At 73.5% G+C, this 16,229-nt stretch carries 14 protein-coding genes; 10 read left to right on the top strand and 4 right to left on the bottom strand.

Translation table 11 applies throughout. The features are described from left to right. Positions 1–573 (bottom strand): helix-turn-helix domain-containing protein, encoded by a 573-nt coding sequence (locus tag EDD54_RS20700; protein WP_126541885.1) that lies wholly within the window; start codon positions 571–573, stop codon positions 1–3. 93 nt (positions 574–666) lie between these two features. Next, positions 667–1,662, bottom strand: a complete 996-nt coding sequence (locus EDD54_RS20695; RefSeq protein WP_126540491.1) for a GlxA family transcriptional regulator — start codon at positions 1,660–1,662, stop codon at positions 667–669. A 95-nt stretch (positions 1,663–1,757) separates the two neighbouring features. Between EDD54_RS20695 and EDD54_RS20690 the strand changes: the two genes are divergently transcribed. From EDD54_RS20690 to EDD54_RS20670, 5 genes are all read left to right on the top strand, one after another. Further along, positions 1,758–3,011, top strand: a complete 1,254-nt coding sequence (locus EDD54_RS20690; RefSeq protein WP_126540490.1) for a sarcosine oxidase subunit beta family protein — start codon at positions 1,758–1,760, stop codon at positions 3,009–3,011. 11 nt (positions 3,012–3,022) lie between these two features. Beyond that, the gene (locus tag EDD54_RS20685) at positions 3,023–3,295 is read left to right on the top strand and encodes a sarcosine oxidase subunit delta (RefSeq protein WP_126540489.1); all 273 of its coding nucleotides are present in this window, start codon (positions 3,023–3,025) and stop codon (positions 3,293–3,295) included. Further along, entirely contained in the window at positions 3,292–6,252 is a 2,961-nt protein-coding gene (locus EDD54_RS20680; RefSeq protein ID WP_126540488.1) for a sarcosine oxidase subunit alpha family protein, read from the top strand. Before EDD54_RS20685 ends, EDD54_RS20680 begins: the two co-directional genes overlap by 4 nt. Then, positions 6,245–6,799: a sarcosine oxidase subunit gamma gene (locus tag EDD54_RS20675; RefSeq protein ID WP_126540487.1), complete on the top strand. Its 555-nt coding sequence runs from the start codon at positions 6,245–6,247 to the stop codon at positions 6,797–6,799. The genes EDD54_RS20680 and EDD54_RS20675 overlap by 8 nt, the downstream gene beginning before the upstream one ends. Positions 6,800–6,938: 139 nt before the next feature. Then, complete coding sequence (locus tag EDD54_RS20670; protein ID WP_126540486.1) at positions 6,939–8,561, top strand: AMP-binding protein; 1,623 nt, start codon at positions 6,939–6,941, stop codon at positions 8,559–8,561. Positions 8,562–8,610: 49 nt separating this feature from the next. On the opposite strand, the gene uxuA is transcribed toward EDD54_RS20670, so the two are convergent. Next, positions 8,611–9,783 carry a mannonate dehydratase gene (uxuA, locus tag EDD54_RS20665; RefSeq protein ID WP_126540485.1) on the bottom strand — a complete coding sequence of 391 codons (1,173 nt, stop codon included), beginning with the start codon at positions 9,781–9,783 and terminating at the stop codon, positions 8,611–8,613. 132 nt (positions 9,784–9,915) lie between these two features. Here uxuA and EDD54_RS20660 point away from each other — a divergent pair, with 132 nt between their 5' ends. Genes EDD54_RS20660 through EDD54_RS20650 form a run of 3 tightly spaced genes read left to right on the top strand, consistent with a single transcriptional unit; the run spans position 9,916 to position 12,504 of the window. After that, positions 9,916–10,689, top strand: coding sequence for a FadR/GntR family transcriptional regulator (locus tag EDD54_RS20660; RefSeq protein ID WP_245515837.1), 774 nt, complete (start codon positions 9,916–9,918; stop codon positions 10,687–10,689). Then, the gene (locus EDD54_RS20655) at positions 10,686–11,474 is read left to right on the top strand and encodes an SDR family NAD(P)-dependent oxidoreductase (RefSeq protein WP_126540483.1); all 789 of its coding nucleotides are present in this window, start codon (positions 10,686–10,688) and stop codon (positions 11,472–11,474) included. Before EDD54_RS20660 ends, EDD54_RS20655 begins: the two co-directional genes overlap by 4 nt. A 1-nt stretch (position 11,475) precedes the next feature. Continuing rightward, positions 11,476–12,504, top strand: coding sequence for an aldose epimerase family protein (locus tag EDD54_RS20650; RefSeq protein ID WP_126540482.1), 1,029 nt, complete (start codon positions 11,476–11,478; stop codon positions 12,502–12,504). A 6-nt stretch (positions 12,505–12,510) separates the two neighbouring features. On the opposite strand, the gene EDD54_RS20645 is transcribed toward EDD54_RS20650, so the two are convergent. After that, a complete protein-coding gene (locus tag EDD54_RS20645; protein WP_126540481.1) occupies positions 12,511–13,536 on the bottom strand; it encodes a LacI family DNA-binding transcriptional regulator in 1,026 nt (341 codons plus the stop codon). Between the two features lie 503 nt (positions 13,537–14,039). Between EDD54_RS20645 and EDD54_RS20640 the strand changes: the two genes are divergently transcribed. Together EDD54_RS20640 and EDD54_RS20635 are read left to right on the top strand one after the other, a co-directional pair. Further along, a complete protein-coding gene (locus EDD54_RS20640) occupies positions 14,040–15,017 on the top strand; it encodes an ABC transporter substrate-binding protein (RefSeq protein WP_126540480.1) in 978 nt (325 codons plus the stop codon). A 233-nt stretch (positions 15,018–15,250) separates the two neighbouring features. Further along, a complete protein-coding gene (locus tag EDD54_RS20635) occupies positions 15,251–16,228 on the top strand; it encodes an ABC transporter permease subunit (protein ID WP_245515847.1) in 978 nt (325 codons plus the stop codon). The last annotated feature ends 1 nt before the right edge of the window (position 16,229 follow it).

The following is a 16,229-nucleotide window of genomic DNA, read 5'->3' as shown; positions in this document are numbered from 1 at the left end:
TCAGCGGCCGTCGCCGCCCTTCGGGTAGGAGATGATCGAGAGATAGCGCGCCGGCAGGGCGATCAGTTGCTCGGGCCCGTGCGGGGCGTCGGCGTCGAAGAACAGGCTGTCGCCCGGGCGCATGTGGTAGAGGCTGTCGCCGTGGCGGTAGACCACCTCGCCCTCCAGCATGTGCAGGAACTCCAGCCCGGCGTGCTGGAAGGTCGGGAAGGTGTCGCTGTCCTTCGACAGGGTGATCAGGTAGGGCTCGACCGTCACGCCGCTCGAATTGGCGTCGACGTGGCCGAGCGCGCGATACTGGTGGCCGGCCCGGGTGCCGCGCCGCTCGATCTCGACGCCTTCGCCGGCCCGCACGAACACCGCGTTGCGCGGTGCCTCGTAGCGGCGGAAGAAGTCGGTGATCGGCACGCCGAGCGCCCGCGACAGCGCCTGCAGGCTGCCCAGCGAAGGCGAGATGTTGCCGTTCTCGATCTTGGAGAGCATGCCGACCGACAGGCCCGTGGCCGCGGCGAGGTCGGCGACGGTGATGCCGAGCTTCTTGCGCGCGGTGCGCACCTCGTGGCCGATCGCCATCTCGAGGTTGTTCTCGCGCGGCTCGCGGACGGCGTGGGGATCCTGGGTCAAGACGCGTCTCCGGCCCGCCGAGCGGCGGATGGGCCGAGACTATCACTGCAGGGAAACATCCCTCAACCCGGAGGAAACACGCCGCACCGCGCTCGGCGGCCGGCCGTAGGCGGCGGCGTAGGCGCGGGCGAAGTGGGCCGGGCTGGCGAAGCCGGCGGCGAAGGCGATCTCGGAGATGGCGAGCGCGCTCTGGCGGACCAGCCGGTCGGCGTGGGCGAGGCGGATCCGGCGGTAGTCGTCGCGGAAGGTGGTGCCGCGGTGGCCGGCGAACAGCCGGTCGAGGTGGCGCGGCGACACCCCGGCGAAGCGCGCCATCGCCGCCCGCGACAGCGGCGCCTCGACGGTCGCCTCCATCTTGGCGAGCACCGCGACCAGCACCGGGTGGTGGACGCCGTGGCGCTCGGCCACCGAGCCGCGCTGCGGATCGCCGCCGGCGCCGACCTCCGTGTGCAGGAACCAGTCGGCGACGCGGCGGGCGAAGGCCTCGCCGAGCCGGTCGGCGATCAGGGCGTGCATCATGTCGAGCGGGGCGATGCCGCCGCCGCAGGTCAGGCGGTCGCGGTCGATCACGTAGCGCGCCTGGACGGGGGCGAGATCCGGGAAGGCCTCGGCGAGCGCCGGCGCGTGCTCCCAGTGGATGGTGAAGCGCCGGCCGGCGAGGAGGCCCGCCGCCGCCAGCAGATAGGGCCCGCCCGAGATGCCGCCGAGCCGGACGCCCTCGCCGGCGAGCCGACGCAGGCCCTGGAGCAGTGCCGGCCGGTCCCAGTCGGCCGGACCGCCGCCGGCGATCACGAACACGGCGGCGAGCCCGGCGCCGCGCGGCGGCAGCGGCTCGGCCGGCACCGGCACCCCGGACGAGGAGGCCACCGCCGCCGTCTCGCCGAAGCAGCGTACCCGCCACAGCGCCCGTCGGGCGATCAGGTTGGCGGCGCGGAACGGCTCGGTCGCCGCCGCGAAGGACATCAGGGCGAAGCCGGGGACGAGCACGAAGCCGACGTCGACGACCCCGCGGTCGTCGGGGCCGTCGGGAGTGGTCATGTCCTCTCTGGTACTGAAAACGTCCCGTATGGACAAGCGGTGCGGCGGCTACGGCGCGACCCTCGGCCGTGTCGTCGGACGAGGATCGCCCCGCCTTGCGCTATTCCGCCCTCTCCGTGTTCCTGAAGGGCCTATCCGGCAACCGCGACTGGCCGCGCGCCTGGCGCGCGCCGGAACCGAAGCCGTCCTACGACGTGGTGATCGTCGGCGGCGGCGGCCACGGCCTCGCCACCGCCTACTACCTCGCCCGGGAATTCGGCATCACCGACGTCGCGGTGCTCGAGAAGGGCTGGCTCGGCTCCGGCAACATCGGCCGCAACACCACGATCATCCGCTCGAACTACCTGCTCGCCGGCAACAACCCGTTCTACGAATTCTCGATGAAGCTCTGGGAAGGGCTGGAGCGCGACTTCAACTTCAACGCCATGGTGTCGCAGCGCGGCGTCCTCAACCTCTTCCACTCCGACGGCCAGCGCGACGCCTATCGCCGCCGCGGCAACGCCATGCGGCTCCACGGCGTCGACGCCGACCTGCTCGACCGCGACGGCGTGCGCGCACGCGTTCCGACCATCGACTTCGACAACGCCCGCTTCCCGGTCAAGGGCGGCCTTTTGCAGCCGCGCGGCGGCACCGTGCGCCACGACGCCGTCGCCTGGGGCTACGCCCGCGGCGCCGACGCCCGCGGCGTCGACGTCATTCAGCACTGCGCGGTCACCGGCATCCGCCGCGGCCCCGGCGGCCTCGTCCTCGGCGTCGAGACCGAACGCGGCTTCGTCGGCGCCCGCAAGCTGGCGCTCGCCACCGCCGGCCACTCCTCCGTCACGGCGGCGATGGCCGGCCTGAAGCTGCCGATCGAGAGCCACGTGCTGCAGGCCTTCGTCACCGAGGGCCTGAAGCCGCTGGTCGACACCGTCGTCACATTCGGCGCCGGGCACTTCTACGTCTCGCAGTCCGACAAGGGCGGCCTCGTCTTCGGCGGCGACATCGACGGCTACAATTCCTACGCCCGGCGCGGCAACCTCGCGACCGTCGAGAACGTCGCCGAGGCCGGCGTCGCGATGATGCCGAGCCTGTCGCGTCTGAAGGTGCTGCGCTCCTGGGGAGGCGTGATGGACATGTCGATGGACGGTTCGCCGATCATCGACCGCACCCCGGTCGACAACCTCTACCTCAACGCCGGCTGGTGCTACGGCGGCTTCAAGGCGACGCCGGCCTCCGGTTACTGCTTCGCCCACCTGATCGCCACCGGCGAACCGCACCCGACCGCTGCGGCGATGCGGCTCGACCGCTTCGCCCGCGGCCTGACCATCGACGAGAAGGGCCAGGGCGCCCAGCCCAACCTGCACTGACGGAGACGCCCGTGGCGAGCCTGATCCGCTGCCCCCATTGCGGCCCCCGCCCCCGCGAGGAGTTCACCGTCCGCGGCGCCGTCGTGGCGCGGCCGGCGCCGGACGCGCCCGACGCCGTCTGGTACGACGCCGTCTACCTGCGCGACAATCCCGAGGGCCCGCTCGACGAGCACTGGCACCACGCCGCCGGCTGCCGTCGCTGGCTGGTGGTGACGCGCGACACCCTCACCCACGAGACGCTCGCCGTCGTCGACGCCGCCGCGGCGCGGGGAGGCCGGCCGTGACCGGCTGGCGCCTGCCGACGGGCGGCCGGATCGACCGCGGCCGTCGGCTCGGCTTCACCTTCGACGGCGCACCGCTGACGGGCCACCCCGGCGACACCCTCGCCTCGGCGCTGCTCGCATCCGGCCGCACCCTGGTCGGCCGCTCGTTCAAGTACCACCGCCCGCGCGGGATCGTCACCGCCGGCTCGGCCGAGCCGAACGCCCTCGTCACCGTCGGCACCGGCGGTCGGCGGACGCCGAACGCGCGCGCCACCATGGTCGACCTCCACGACGGCCTCGTCGCCGAGAGCCAGAACCGCTGGCCATCGCTCGGCTTCGACGTCGGCGCCGCCGCCGGGCTCGTCGCGCCCTTCCTGTCGGCCGGCTTCTACTACAAGACCTTCATGTGGCCGCGCGCCTTCTGGGAAATGGTCTACGAGCCGGCGATCCGCCGCGCCGCCGGCCTCGGCCGCGCCGGCACGGAGGCCGATCCGGACCCCTACGAGAAGCGCTGGGCGCATTGCGACCTGCTGGTGGTCGGCGCCGGCCCGGCCGGCCTCGCCGCGGCCCTCGCCGCCGGCCGCGCCGGCGCCCGGGTGATCCTCGCCGACGAGGGTACCGAGCCCGGCGGCACCCTGCTCCACGAGCGCGCCCGGATCGGCGGCGCCGCGGCGGACGCCTTCCTGGCGGCGAGCCTCGCCGAACTCGCGGGCCTGCCGAACGTCCGCGTCCTCCCGCGCACCACCGTGTTCGGCTGGTACGACGACATGGTGTTCGGCGCGCTCGAACGCGTCGCCGACGTCGGCGCGGCGCCACCCGCCGGCGCGCCGGCCGAGCGGCTGTGGCGGATCGCGGCGCGGCGCGCCTTGCTCGCCACCGGCGCCGAGGAACGCCCGATCGCCTTCGCCGGCAACGACCGGCCGGGCGTGATGCTCGCCGGCGCGGCCGAGGCCTACGCCCTGCGCTTCGGCGTCGCCGTCGGGCGTCGCATCGCCGTCTTCGCAAATTCCTCAGCCGGCTTACGAACCGCGGAATCCCTGGTGTCCGCCGGTGCCGAGGTGGTCGCGGTGATCGACGCCCGCACCGGTGCGACCGCCCCCGCCGGGCCGTGGCGCAGCCTGTCCGGCGCTGTGGTGACGCGCACCGCCGGCGGCCGGGCACTCCGCGGAATCGACGTTTCCACCGGCGGCCGCACCGAGACGATCGCCGTCGACGCGCTCGCGATCTCCGGCGGCTGGTCGCCACGGATCCACCTCGCCTGCCAGCGCGGCGGACGGCCGCGCTGGGACGACGGCCTCGGCGCCTTCCTGGCGCCCGACGGCCGCGGCGCCCTGCCGCTCGCCGGATCGGCCGCCGGCGCGGCGACGCTCGCCGCCTGCCTCGCCGGCGGCGCCGGGGCCGCGGTCGCCCTGCTCGCCGACCTCGGCATCGCCGCCCGCGCGCCCGACTTCGGGCCGGTCGAGGGCGACCACGACGACGCCCCGGTCCGGCCGCTCTGGCGCGTGCCCGGCGGACGCGGCAAGGCCTTCGTCGACTTCCAGAACGACGTCCACGTCGGCGACCTCGGCCTCGCCGTGCGCGAGGGCTACGACCACGTCGAGCTCGCCAAGCGCTACACCACCACCGGCATGGCGACCGACCAGGGCAAGCTCGGCAACGTCATCGCGACCGGGATCCTCGCCGAGGCGCGCGGCGTCTCACCGGCCGTCGTCGGCACCACCACTTTCCGGCCGTTCTACATCCCGGTCTCCTTCGGCGCCCTCGCCGGCCCGTTCCGCGGCCCCGCCTTCCGCCCGGTGCGGCGCACGCCGCTGCACGACTGGGCCGCGCGCCGGGGCGCGGTCTTCGTCGAGGCCGGCGCCTGGATGCGCGCCTCGCACTTCCCGCGGGCCGGCGAGCCGGGCTGGCGCGAGACCGTGACGCGCGAGGCACAGGCGGTGCGCTCCGCCGTCGGGCTCGTCGACATGTCGACGCTCGGCAAGGTCGAGGTGATCGGCGCCGACGCCGCCACCCTGCTCGACCGGGTCTACTGCAACCGGATCGCCGACCTGCCGGTCGGGCGCTGCCGCTACGGCCTGATGCTGCGCGAGGACGGCTTCGTCTTCGACGACGGCATCGTCTGCCGGCTCGCGCCCGAGCATTTCGTGCTGAGCGCCGGCACCGCCGTCACCGCCGCCGTGCTCGCGCATCTGGAATATTGCGCGCAGGTGCTCTGGCCGGAGCTCGACGCTGCCGTGATCTCGACCGCCGAGCACTGGGCGCAGGTGGCGATCGCCGGCCCGCGCGCCCGCGACGTCGTCGCCGCCCTGGTCGACGCCGACGTCTCGGCGGACGCCCTGCCCTATCTCGCCGCCGCCGAGGTGCCGCTGCTCGGGGGGGCAGTCGAGGGCCGGCTGTTCCGGCTGTCCTTCTCCGGCGAACTCGCCTTCGAGGTCGCCGTGCCCGCCGGCTTCGCCGAGGCCTTCGCCGACGCCGCCATGGCCGCCGGCGCGCCCTACGGCATCACGCCCTACGGCGTCGAGGCGATGGCGGTGCTCCGGGTCGAGAAGGGCTTCGCCACCCACGCCGAGATCAACGGCACCGTCACCGCCGACGACCTCGGCCACGGCGACCGCGTCGCCCGCGACAAGCCGGACTTCGTCGGCCGGCGGATGCTGGACCGCGAGGGCCTCGTCGCGCCCGACCGGCCGCAACTGGTCGGCCTGCTGCCGCTCGATCCGGCCGGCGTGCTGCGCACCGGATCGCACGTGCTCCGCCGCGGCGACGCCGAGACGCTGGAGAACGACCAGGGCCACGTCACCTCCGCGACGCTGTCGCCGCACGTCGGCTCCGCCGTCGCCCTCGCGCTCGTGAAGGGCGGCCGCGCCCGCCACGGCGAGGAGGTGGTGGTCTGGAACGGCCTCGACGGCGAGCGCACCGCCGCCCGCATCGTGCCGCCGGTCTTCGTCGACCCGAGCTTCGGACGCATCCATGGCTGACACCGCCCCCGCCCTCCGCCCGGCCGTCGCGCCCTTCGCGCTCGCGGCCGCCGACGGATCGATCCGTCTCGCCGCCCTCGCCGACGGCGCGGTGCTCCAGGTCGTCGCGCGCCGCGGCCGCCGGCCGGATGCCGCCGCGCTCGCCGCCCTCGGCGACTGCGGCCCCCACACGGTCCGGCCGACCGGGCCGGACGGCTGGCTGATCGCCGGCGACGCGCCGCTCGCGCCCGACGAGATCCGCCGCCGCGCCGCCGCGATCGCCGCCGACGCGGTGGTGCTCGACGTCGGCCACGGCTGGACGCGTCTCGTTCTCTCCGGCCCGAGTGCCGCCGACCTCGCCGCCACCGGCACCGGGATCGACCTCGACCCCGCCGCCTTCCCGCCCGGCGCGTCGGCCGCGACGCTCTACGGCCTCGTCGCCGTCCACCTGACCCGCACCGGACCGGACGCGTTCGAGATGCTGGTGCCGCACAGCTACGCCCGCGACCTCGCCGACGGCCTCGCCGCCGCGATCCGCCGCCGCGCGGGTGGGTCGCCAACCAAATAGTTTAGACTTGAAACATCTCGCCGCCCGTGCCAGCCTCGGCACGGGTCGGCCCCCTCCGCGGGGCGGAGGACCGCGTGCGCCGGGGACGGCCGGCGCCGCGGTCCGGTGCCGGCTGGCGGCCTTCGGGAGGGGTCAGGCGATGCTCGGTCCATCGATCCACGTCGACAGCTTCGCGCGCGACCGCCTGCCGCCGCTGGAGGCCTGGCCGGCGATGCCGCAGGGCGACCTCGCCTATCCCGAGGTCCTCAACGCCGCCGTGGAACTGACCGACCGCATGGTCGAACGCGGCTTCGGCGACCGCGTCGCGCTGATCGGCAACGGCCGCCGGCGCACCTACAAGGAACTGACCGACTGGACCAACCGGCTCGCCCGCACCCTGGTCGAGACCTACGGCGTGGTGCCGGGCCAGAGAATCCTGATCCGCTCGGCCAACAACCCGGCGATGGTCGCCTGCTGGCTCGCCGCCACCAAGGCCGGCGCCGTCGTCGTCAACACCATGCCGATGCTGCGCGCCGGCGAACTCGCCAAGATCGTCGACAAGGCCGAGATCGGCCTCGCGCTCTGCGACACCCGCATCCTCGACGAACTGGTCGCCTGCGCCAAGACCAGCCGGTTCCTGAAGACGGTGGTCGGCTTCGACGGCACCGCCAACCACGACGCCGAGCTCGACCGCGCCGCGCTCGACCAGACGGTGACCTTCGAGGCGGTGCGCACCGGCCGCGACGACGTCGCCCTGCTCGGCTTCACCTCCGGCACCACCGGCGTGCCGAAGGCGACCATGCACTTCCACCGCGACATCCTGGCGATCGCCGACACCTACGCCCGCCACGTGCTCCGCGTCGTGCCCGAGGACGTCTTCGTCGGCTCGCCGCCGCTCGCCTTCACCTTCGGCCTCGGCGGCCTCGCCGTGTTCCCGCTGCGATTCGGCGCCGCCGCCGCGCTGATCGAGACCGCGACGCCGCCGAACCTCGTGCGCATCGTCGAGACCTACAAGGCCACCATCTGTTTCACTGCGCCGACCGCCTACCGCGCCATGCTGGCCGCGGTCGGTGAGGGCGCCGACCTCTCCTCGCTGCGCGTCGCGGTCTCCGCCGGGGAGACGCTGCCGGCGCCGGTCTACGAGGCCTGGACCGCCCGCACCGGCACGCCGATCCTCGACGGCATCGGCTCCACCGAGATGCTGCACGTCTTCATCTCGAACACGCTCGACGACCACGGCCCGGGCCGCACCGGCCGTCCGGTGCCGGGCTTCGAGGCCAAGGTGGTCGACGACGTCCTGCGCGAGGTGCCGCGCGGCACCGTCGGCCGCCTCGCCGTGCGCGGGCCGACCGGCTGCCGCTACCTCGACGATCCCCGCCAGGGCGAATACGTCCGCGACGGCTGGAACGTCACCGGCGACGCCTTCGTCCAGGACGAGGACGGCTATTTCCGCTTCGCCGCCCGCAGCGACGACATGATCGTCTCCGCCGGCTACAACATCGCCGGACCCGAGGTCGAGGCCGCGCTGCTCGCCCATCCCGCCGTCGCCGAATGCGCCGTGGTCGGCGCGCCCGACGAGGCGCGCGGCGAGATCGTCGAGGCCTTCGTGGTGCCGGCGCCGGGCTTCGACCCCGGTCCCCTGCTGGTCCGCGAGCTGCAGGACCACGTCAAAGCGACCATCGCACCCTACAAGTACCCGCGCTCGGTCCGTTTCGTCGACGCCCTGCCGAAGACCTCCACCGGCAAGATCCAGCGCTTCGTACTGCGCGCGAGGGACGCCTGAACGGCGGGGTCCGGGCGCCTCGCGCCGCCGGACCTCGCCGTTCGGCGCCTCAGCCGTGGCCGAGGCAGTGCATCACGCCGCGCAGTTCGGCGAGGCCCTTCAGCCGGCCGATGTAGGAATAGCCCGGGTTGGAGCGGCGCTCGCCGTCGGTCCCGAGCAGGTGGCCGTGGTCGGGCCGCATCGGGATCTCGGCGTCGGGCCGGCCCTCGGCGCGGCGGCGCGCCTCCTCGGCGAGGAGCGCGCCGATCAGCGCGACCATGTCGACGTCGCCGTCGAGATGGTCGGACTCGGTGAAGGAGCCGTCCGCGTCGCGCGCGACGTTGCGCAGGTGGACGAAGTGGATGCGCGGTCCGAAGGCCTCCGCCATCGCGACGAGGTCGTTGTCGGGCCGCGAGCCGTAGGAGCCGGCGCAGAGCGTCAGGCCGTTGGCGGGAACGTCGACGGCATCCAGGATCGTCCGCGCGTCGGCCGCGGTCGAGACGATGCGCGGCAGGCCGAACAGCGAGAACGGCGGGTCGTCCGGGTGGATCGCGAGCCGCACGCCGTGCTCCTCGGCAACCGGCACCACCTCCTTCAGGAAGTCGATCAGGTTGGCCCGCATCACCGCGTCGCCGACGCCGCCGAACTCGGCGATCCGGGCGGCGATGGTCTCGCGGGTGTAGCTGTCCTCGCCGCCGGGCAGGCCGCAGATGACGTTGCGCTCGAGCGTCTCGACCGCGCCCGCGTCCATCGCCTCGATCCGGCGGCGGCCCTCTTCGACGAGGGCGGCCGGATAGTCGTCGGCGGCGTGCGGGCGGCGCAGCACGAAGACGTCGTAGCCGACGAAGTCCGGCAGGTCGAAGCGCAGCGCGAGGCCGGTGCTCGGCATCGCATGGGCGAGGTTGGTGCGGGTCCAGTCGACCACCGGCATGAAGTTGTAGCAGACCACCGGCACGCCGGCCCGCCCGAGCGCGGCGAGGCTGTCCTTCCACTGGTCGAGATAGCGCCGCCACGGCCCGGTGCGCAGCTTGATCGCGGTCGGCACCGGGATCGATTCGCACACCGCCCAGGTCAGCCCGGCCGCCTCGATCAGGGCCTTGCGCGCCGCGACGTCGTCGTCGGTCCAGGCCCGGCCGTCGTAGATGTGGTGCAGCGCCGTCACCACGCCGGTCGCGCCGGCCTGTCGGACGTGCGCCAGCGGGATCGGGTCCTCCGGTCCGAACCAGCGCCAGGACTGCAGCATGGGAACCTCCCCGTATCATCGGTCAATTGGTCGATGTCGGGCAGCATATGCCGACTCGGAACGGTCAATCCACCGACAATAGCTTGCCTCGCCGCCCGGCCGCGGCTTAGATGGCCGCGGGAGGACGCGGCGGTGGCGAAGACGGCGGACACGGCCCCGGCGGAGGAGCGGACGGCGGCCGAGGGCTCGGCGGTCGACCAGACCGTCGTGCGCATCCGCGAGCTGATCCGCACCCGCGGCCTCGGTGTCGGCGACGTCCTGCCCGCCGAGACCGAACTCGCCGCCATGTTCGGCGCCAGCCGCAACACCGTGCGCGAGGCGATCCGGATGCTGCGCGCCTTCGGCGTGCTGGAGAGCCGCCAGAAGGTCGGCGCCGTCATCACCGACAACCGCCGCGCCGCGGTGATGAACGTGTTCTCCTTCGCCATCGACCTGTCGGCCGACACCTTCCGCGACGTCCAGGGCTTCCGCCGCCTCGTCGAGGTCAACCTGTTCGACGCCCTGGTCGGGCGGCTGACACCCGAGGCGGTCGCCCGCCTCGAGGGCTCGATCGAGCGCATGGCCGCCGCGGAAGGCCCGGCCGAGGCCACAGCCGCCGACTACGACTTCCACGCCGAACTGGTCGGCCTCGCCGGCAACCGCACCCTCGCCGAGATCTACGGCATCCTGCGCCCGGTGATGCTGACGGTGATGGAGACCGGCAAGGCGCTGCGCCGCGCCCGCGACTCCACCGTCGCCGAGCACCGCGGCATCCTGGAGGCGCTGACCTCCGGCGACCGCATCTCCTACGCCTACAGGGTCAGCCGGCACCTCGACGCCGGCCTCGAGTACATCGCGCCCGCCGCGCCCGAGCGCGGCGCGGCCGCCCCGCGGCGCCGCGGGTCCAGCCGGAGGAAGCCGACGTGACAGACTGGAGCCGCAAGGTCGCGCTCGTGACCGGAACCACCGGCATCGGCCGCGCCGGCGCGCTGCGCCTCGCCCGCGACGGCGCCACCGTCGTCGCCCTCGGCATCGACGAGGCCGGCAACGCCGCGCTCGCCGCCGACGCCGACGCCGCCGGCCTCGCGCTCACCGTCCGGCGCACCGACGTCTCGGTGCCCGCCGAGGTCGAGGCGGCGGTCGCCGAGATCGCCGCGCGCCACGGCCGGCTCGACGTGATCGTGAACTCGGCGGCGATCCACCCCTACGGCGACGCCGTCGCCACCGCGCCCGAGACCTTCCTGCGCTGCCTCGCCGTCAACGTCGGCTCGATCCACCTCGCCGCCCACTACGGCGTGCCGCTGATGCGCCGGAGCGGCGAGGGCGGAGCGATCGTCAACATCTCCTCGGTCCAGGGCCACGCCTGCCAGGCCGGCGTCGCCGCCTACGTCGCCTCCAAGGGCGCGATCCACGCGCTGACCCGGGCGATGGCGCTCGACTTCGCGCCCGACCGCATCCGCGTCGTCTCGGTCAGTCCGGGCTCGGTGCGGACCCCGATCCTGGCGCTCGCGGCCCGCACCTTCGACGGCGACGACGCCGACGTCGAGGCGGTGTTCGCCCGCTTCGGCGCCGCCCACCCGATCGGCCGGATCGGCGAGCCGGAGGAGGTCGCGGCGCTGGTCGCCTTCCTCGCCTCCGACGAGGCCGGCTTCGTCACCGGCTCCGACCACCGTATCGACGGCGGCCTCACCGCCGGCCTCGGAGTGCGCTGAGGTGCAGGGCTCCGCCGGACCCGTCCGCTTCACCGCGCCGCGCGTCTCCGGCGCGGTCCGGCCGCTCGGCGCCATGCTGGCCGACTGCCGCTTCGACCTCGGCGGTGGCCGGCTCGTCGATCCGTTCGCCGCGGCGCCCTGGGCCGGCGAGCCCGACCTGCCGGACGACCTGCCCGGCATCCTACGCGGCCTCTCCGGCGAATGGCCCTGCGTGCCCTTCGGCATGCCGACGCCGCCGCCGGCGCTGCCGGCGGACTGGACCGTTCCCGAAGCACCGGTGGTCGACGCCGAGCCGCACGGCCACGGCGCCAACGCCGACTGGATGCTGATGGCCGAGAAGGCCGGCGGCGTGCTCGCCGCCATCGGCTACCCCGCCCCGCACCCGGTGCGCTGGCTGGAGCGCACCGTGCGCGCCGACGAGCGCGCGGCGGCGATCGACTTCTCGCTGACCGTTCACGCTCGCCGCGACACCGTCCTGCCGATCGGCCTGCACCCGACCTTCCGCCTGCCCGACGATCCGCGCGGCGCCGGCCTCGTCTTCGCCGGCGAGGACGTCCGCGCCTGGACCTTTCCGATCGACGCCGAGCCGGGTCGGAGCCGCTTCGCCCCCGACCGGCGCGGAGTGTCGCCGCGGGCGGTGCCGAACCGCGACGGCGGCGGCACCGACCTGTCCGCCCTCGACCTTGCCGGCGCCAGCGAGGACCTCGTCCTCCTGACCGGCCTTGCCGGCCGGATCGCCTACGAGAACCGCGCCGAGGGCTGGCGCGCCACGCTGACCTGGGACGGCGCCGTGCTGCCGGCCTGCCTGATCTGGATCTCCAACGGCGGCCGCGGCTTCGCGCCCTGGAACGGCCGCTTCCGCGCCATCGGCGTCGAGCCGGTCGCGGCCCCGTTCGACCTCGGCGCCGGCCTCGCCCGCGCCGGCGGCGGCCCGCTCGGCGCCGCCGGGATCGCCACCGCCGTTTCCTTCCGCGCCGGCCACCCCTTCACCACCGGCTACCGAATCGCGGTCGAGGCGCTGCCGGGCTGAACCCGATCAGGCCGACGCCCGCATCATCAGGCGGGCCTCGAGCGCGATCTGCTCGGGGCGGATGTCGGCGCCGTCGTCGAGGCGGGCGAGCAGGATGTCGACGCAGCGGCTGCCGAGCTGTCGGACGTCCTGCGCCACCGTCGTCAGCGGCGGGCAGAGATGGCGGCTGTGCGGCTGGTCGTCGTGGCCGGCGACGCGGAGCTGGCAGCCGGGCCCGCGGCCGACGCGAATGCCCGACTGGTAGGCCGCGGCCATCACGCCGAGCGCCAGCCGGTCGTTGCAGCACAGCACAGTCGCGGTCGGCAGGCCGGTGCCTTCGAGGAGGCGCAGGGTCTCGGCATGGCCGACGTCCTCGAAGCGCCAGCTGTGGGCGCTGCCGAGGGTGATCACCTCGGGCGCGAGACCGAGCCGCTCCATGGTGCGGACGTAGGCGTCGCGGCGCTGGTCGCCGTTGTGGTTGACGGCGGGCAGTTCGAGATAGGTCGGCCGGTCGCCGGTGCGGCAGAGATACTCGGTAATGAGCCCGATGCTCTGGAAGTTGTCGGTGCCGACGAAGGGCGAGCGGTCGTCCAGGCGGCTGTCGAGGAATACCACCGGCACCCGCGCGCGCAGGCTGTCGACCATGCCGACGTCGGTGTCGAGGCCGAGCGGGGCGACGATGGCGCCGGCGACGCGCATCATCAGGAGCGAGTCCATCGACCGCGCCTCCATGCGCGGGTCGCCGTGCGAGCTCAGCACCACCACGAGATAGCCGTTGGCGGCGCAGTCGAGCTCTATGTGGCGGACGAGGTCGGCGTAGAACGGGTCGGTGGTGTCGGGCACCACGACGCCGATGGTGTTCGACGTCTTCTTGTTGAGGTTGACCGCGAACAGGTTGGGGCGGAAGTCGTGCCTGACCAGCGCCGCCTCGATGCGCTGGCGGGTCTGCGGCCGGACGCTGGCGGGATCGGCGAAGTATTTCGCGATGGTGGGGCGGGACAGGCCGCTCACCTCCGCGAACTCCACCATGTTCCTGACCTTGCGCTCCGACATCCCCACCGAACCCCGCACCCGCCGGCGGACCGTGCCACGAATTCGCGGCTCGCGCGACGCGACCGAAGGCGCACGCCGTAAACGTCCCGCGGGGTTCTGGATAACACGGAATTTTTTCCGCGCGAACATCGGACTTTACATTCGGCCCCGGATTTCGTCCCCGCACCGCGCTTTGTCATGCTGCACTGCGGCGTGAATGCGGCGCCAATTCGGCGATAAGTTATGGTGCAATAACGCTTTTCTCAAATTTGCATCTGCAAATTCCAAATTTTATCCGCGGAAACTTTTGGCTTGACCACTTCGGGGCACACCCCTAGTCTGCCCCTCGGACCGGGGAGAGCCGCGGCACCTGGGAGGGTGCGGCGGCGGGCATCGCCCTCCGGCGGTCCGCCGCGCGCCCGACGGGCGCCATCCGGGCCGCCGCGCCCGGATCGTCGACCGGCCGCCGGGAGGAGGTCCCGCGAAGGGACACCGCGGCCCACGTGGAGGAGAGGGGAAACGCCATGAGGAAGCTGTTCACCGCCGTCGCCGCCCTGGCCGTCGGCGTCGCCGCGCTCGCCGGTGCCGCCGAGGCCGCCGACAAGAAGTTCACCATCGCCCTGGTCCCGGGCCTGACCACCGACGCCTTCTACATCTCGATGCGCAAGGGCGCCGAGGCCGCCGCCGCCGCCGTCGGCGCCGAGCTGGTGTTCCAGGGCGCGCCCGACTTCAACCCGGTGCTGCAGGTGCCCGTGCTCGACGCGGTGATCGCCCGCAAGCCCGACGCCATCCTGATCGCCCCGACCGACAAGACCCAGCTGGTCGAGCCGCTGCGCAAGGCGATCGACGCCGGCATCCCGGTCGTCACCGTCGACACCTTCATCGGTACCGGCAAGTACCAGACCGGCGCCGGCGACGCCGACTTCCCGATCTCCTACGTCGCCTCGGACAACGTGCTCGGCGGCCGCATGGCGGCCCGCGCGCTCGCCGCGGCCGTCGGCGAGAAGGGCAAGGTCTACGTCTCCAACGTCAAGCCCGGCATCTCGACGACCGACCAGCGCGAGGAAGGCTTCAAGGACGAGATGAAGAACTTCCCGGGCATCGAGGTGCTCGACACCCAGTACAACGACAACGACGCCAACAAGGCGGCCTCGCAGCTGCAGTCGGTGATCGCCCGCAACGGCGACCTCGTCGGCGTGTTCGGCGCCAACCTGTTCTCCGCCCTCGGCGCCGCCAACGGCGTGCAGCAGGCCGGCAAGTCCGGCGCCGTCAAGGTCGTCGCCTTCGACGCCCCGACCTCGATTGTCGACAACCTGAAGACCGGCCTCGTCGACATCGCGATCGCCCAGCACCCGGCCGAGATCGGCTACTTCGGCGTCATGGCCGCCTACGCCCACCTGACCGGCCAGTCGGTCCCGACCTCGATCGGCACCGGCTTCACCGTGATGGACAAGACCAACATCGAAGACCCGAACGTCGCCAAGTTCGTCTACCAGGAGTGATCCCCGCCGCCCGGCGGTCCGGCCCCGCGCCGGGCCGCCGGGAGGACGGCCACGCCCCGACCGACCACCCGCCCGCCGGCCCTCGACGGCCGGCCGCGCACACCCGGCGCCCCGCCCGGCGCCCCTTCCCGGCGGCACCGCCCCGGTCTTCCGACCCCCCGACAGAAATGGATCGGCCGATGTCCACTCCAGCCCGAACGGTCGGCGCGCCGACTCCCGCCTCCGGCGGGGCGATGCGCGTGATCGCCAAGCTGGCGCAGCTGCGCGCCTGGCTCTTCCTCGCCTTCCTGGTCGTGTTCTTCGAGGTGTGGGCCCAGGTCGCCTACCAGACCACCTTCTTCGGCTCGGCCTACAATCTCCAGTCGATCACGATCTTCGCCGTGGCGCCGCTGCTGCTGGCGCTCGGCTCGACCTTCGTGATCATCTCCGGCGGCATCGACCTGTCGATCGGCTTCATCATGGGCCTGTCGGCCGTGGTCGCCGCCCATGCCACCAACCTCGCCGGCACCGCCATGCCGCCGTTCCCGGCCATGCTGGTCGGCATCCTCGCCGGCGTCGCGGTCTCGACCCTGCCGGGCATCATCAACGGCCTCCTGATCGCCAAGCTGCAGGTGCCGCCCTTCATCGGCACGCTCGGCATGTTCGGCGTCGCCCGCGGCACCGCCTTCCTGATCGCCGGCGGCACCACCGTGCCGGTCTCGAACTCCTGGTTCGCCGCCCTCGGCAACGGCCGCGTGCTCGGCGTGCCGACCGTGGTCGTTGTCGCCGTGCTGTTCCTGCTGGCGATGCACTACCTGTTGTCGCAGACCCGCTTCGGCCAGCACACCTACGCCATCGGCGCCAGCGAGAACGCCGCCGCCCGCGCCGGCATCGACGTCTCCCGCCACAAGCAGAAGCTCTACCTGCTGTCCGCGCTCTGCGCCGGCCTCGGCGGCGTGCTCTACGCCGCCCGCTTCACCGCCGGTGCCGCCCAGGCCGGCGAGCCCCTGCTGCTCGACTCGATCGCCGCGGTGGTGATCGGCGGCGCCAGCCTGTTCGGCGGCTCCGGCACCATCCTCGGCACCGTCGCCGGCGCGCTGGTGATCGCGGTGATCCAGTACGGCCTCGTCTTCATCAACGTCGAGCCGTTCTGGCAGTTCGTCGCGGTCGGCGTGGTCATCATCATCTCGGTGCTCGTCGACCAGACCCAGCACCGCCTCGGGGACCGCTGAG

It is taken from the genome of Oharaeibacter diazotrophicus, assembly GCF_004362745.1.
Taxonomy (GTDB): domain Bacteria; phylum Pseudomonadota; class Alphaproteobacteria; order Rhizobiales; family Pleomorphomonadaceae; genus Oharaeibacter; species Oharaeibacter diazotrophicus.
Note: the sequence above shows the minus strand (reverse complement) of the source record. Positions and strands in the feature narration are given on the sequence as shown.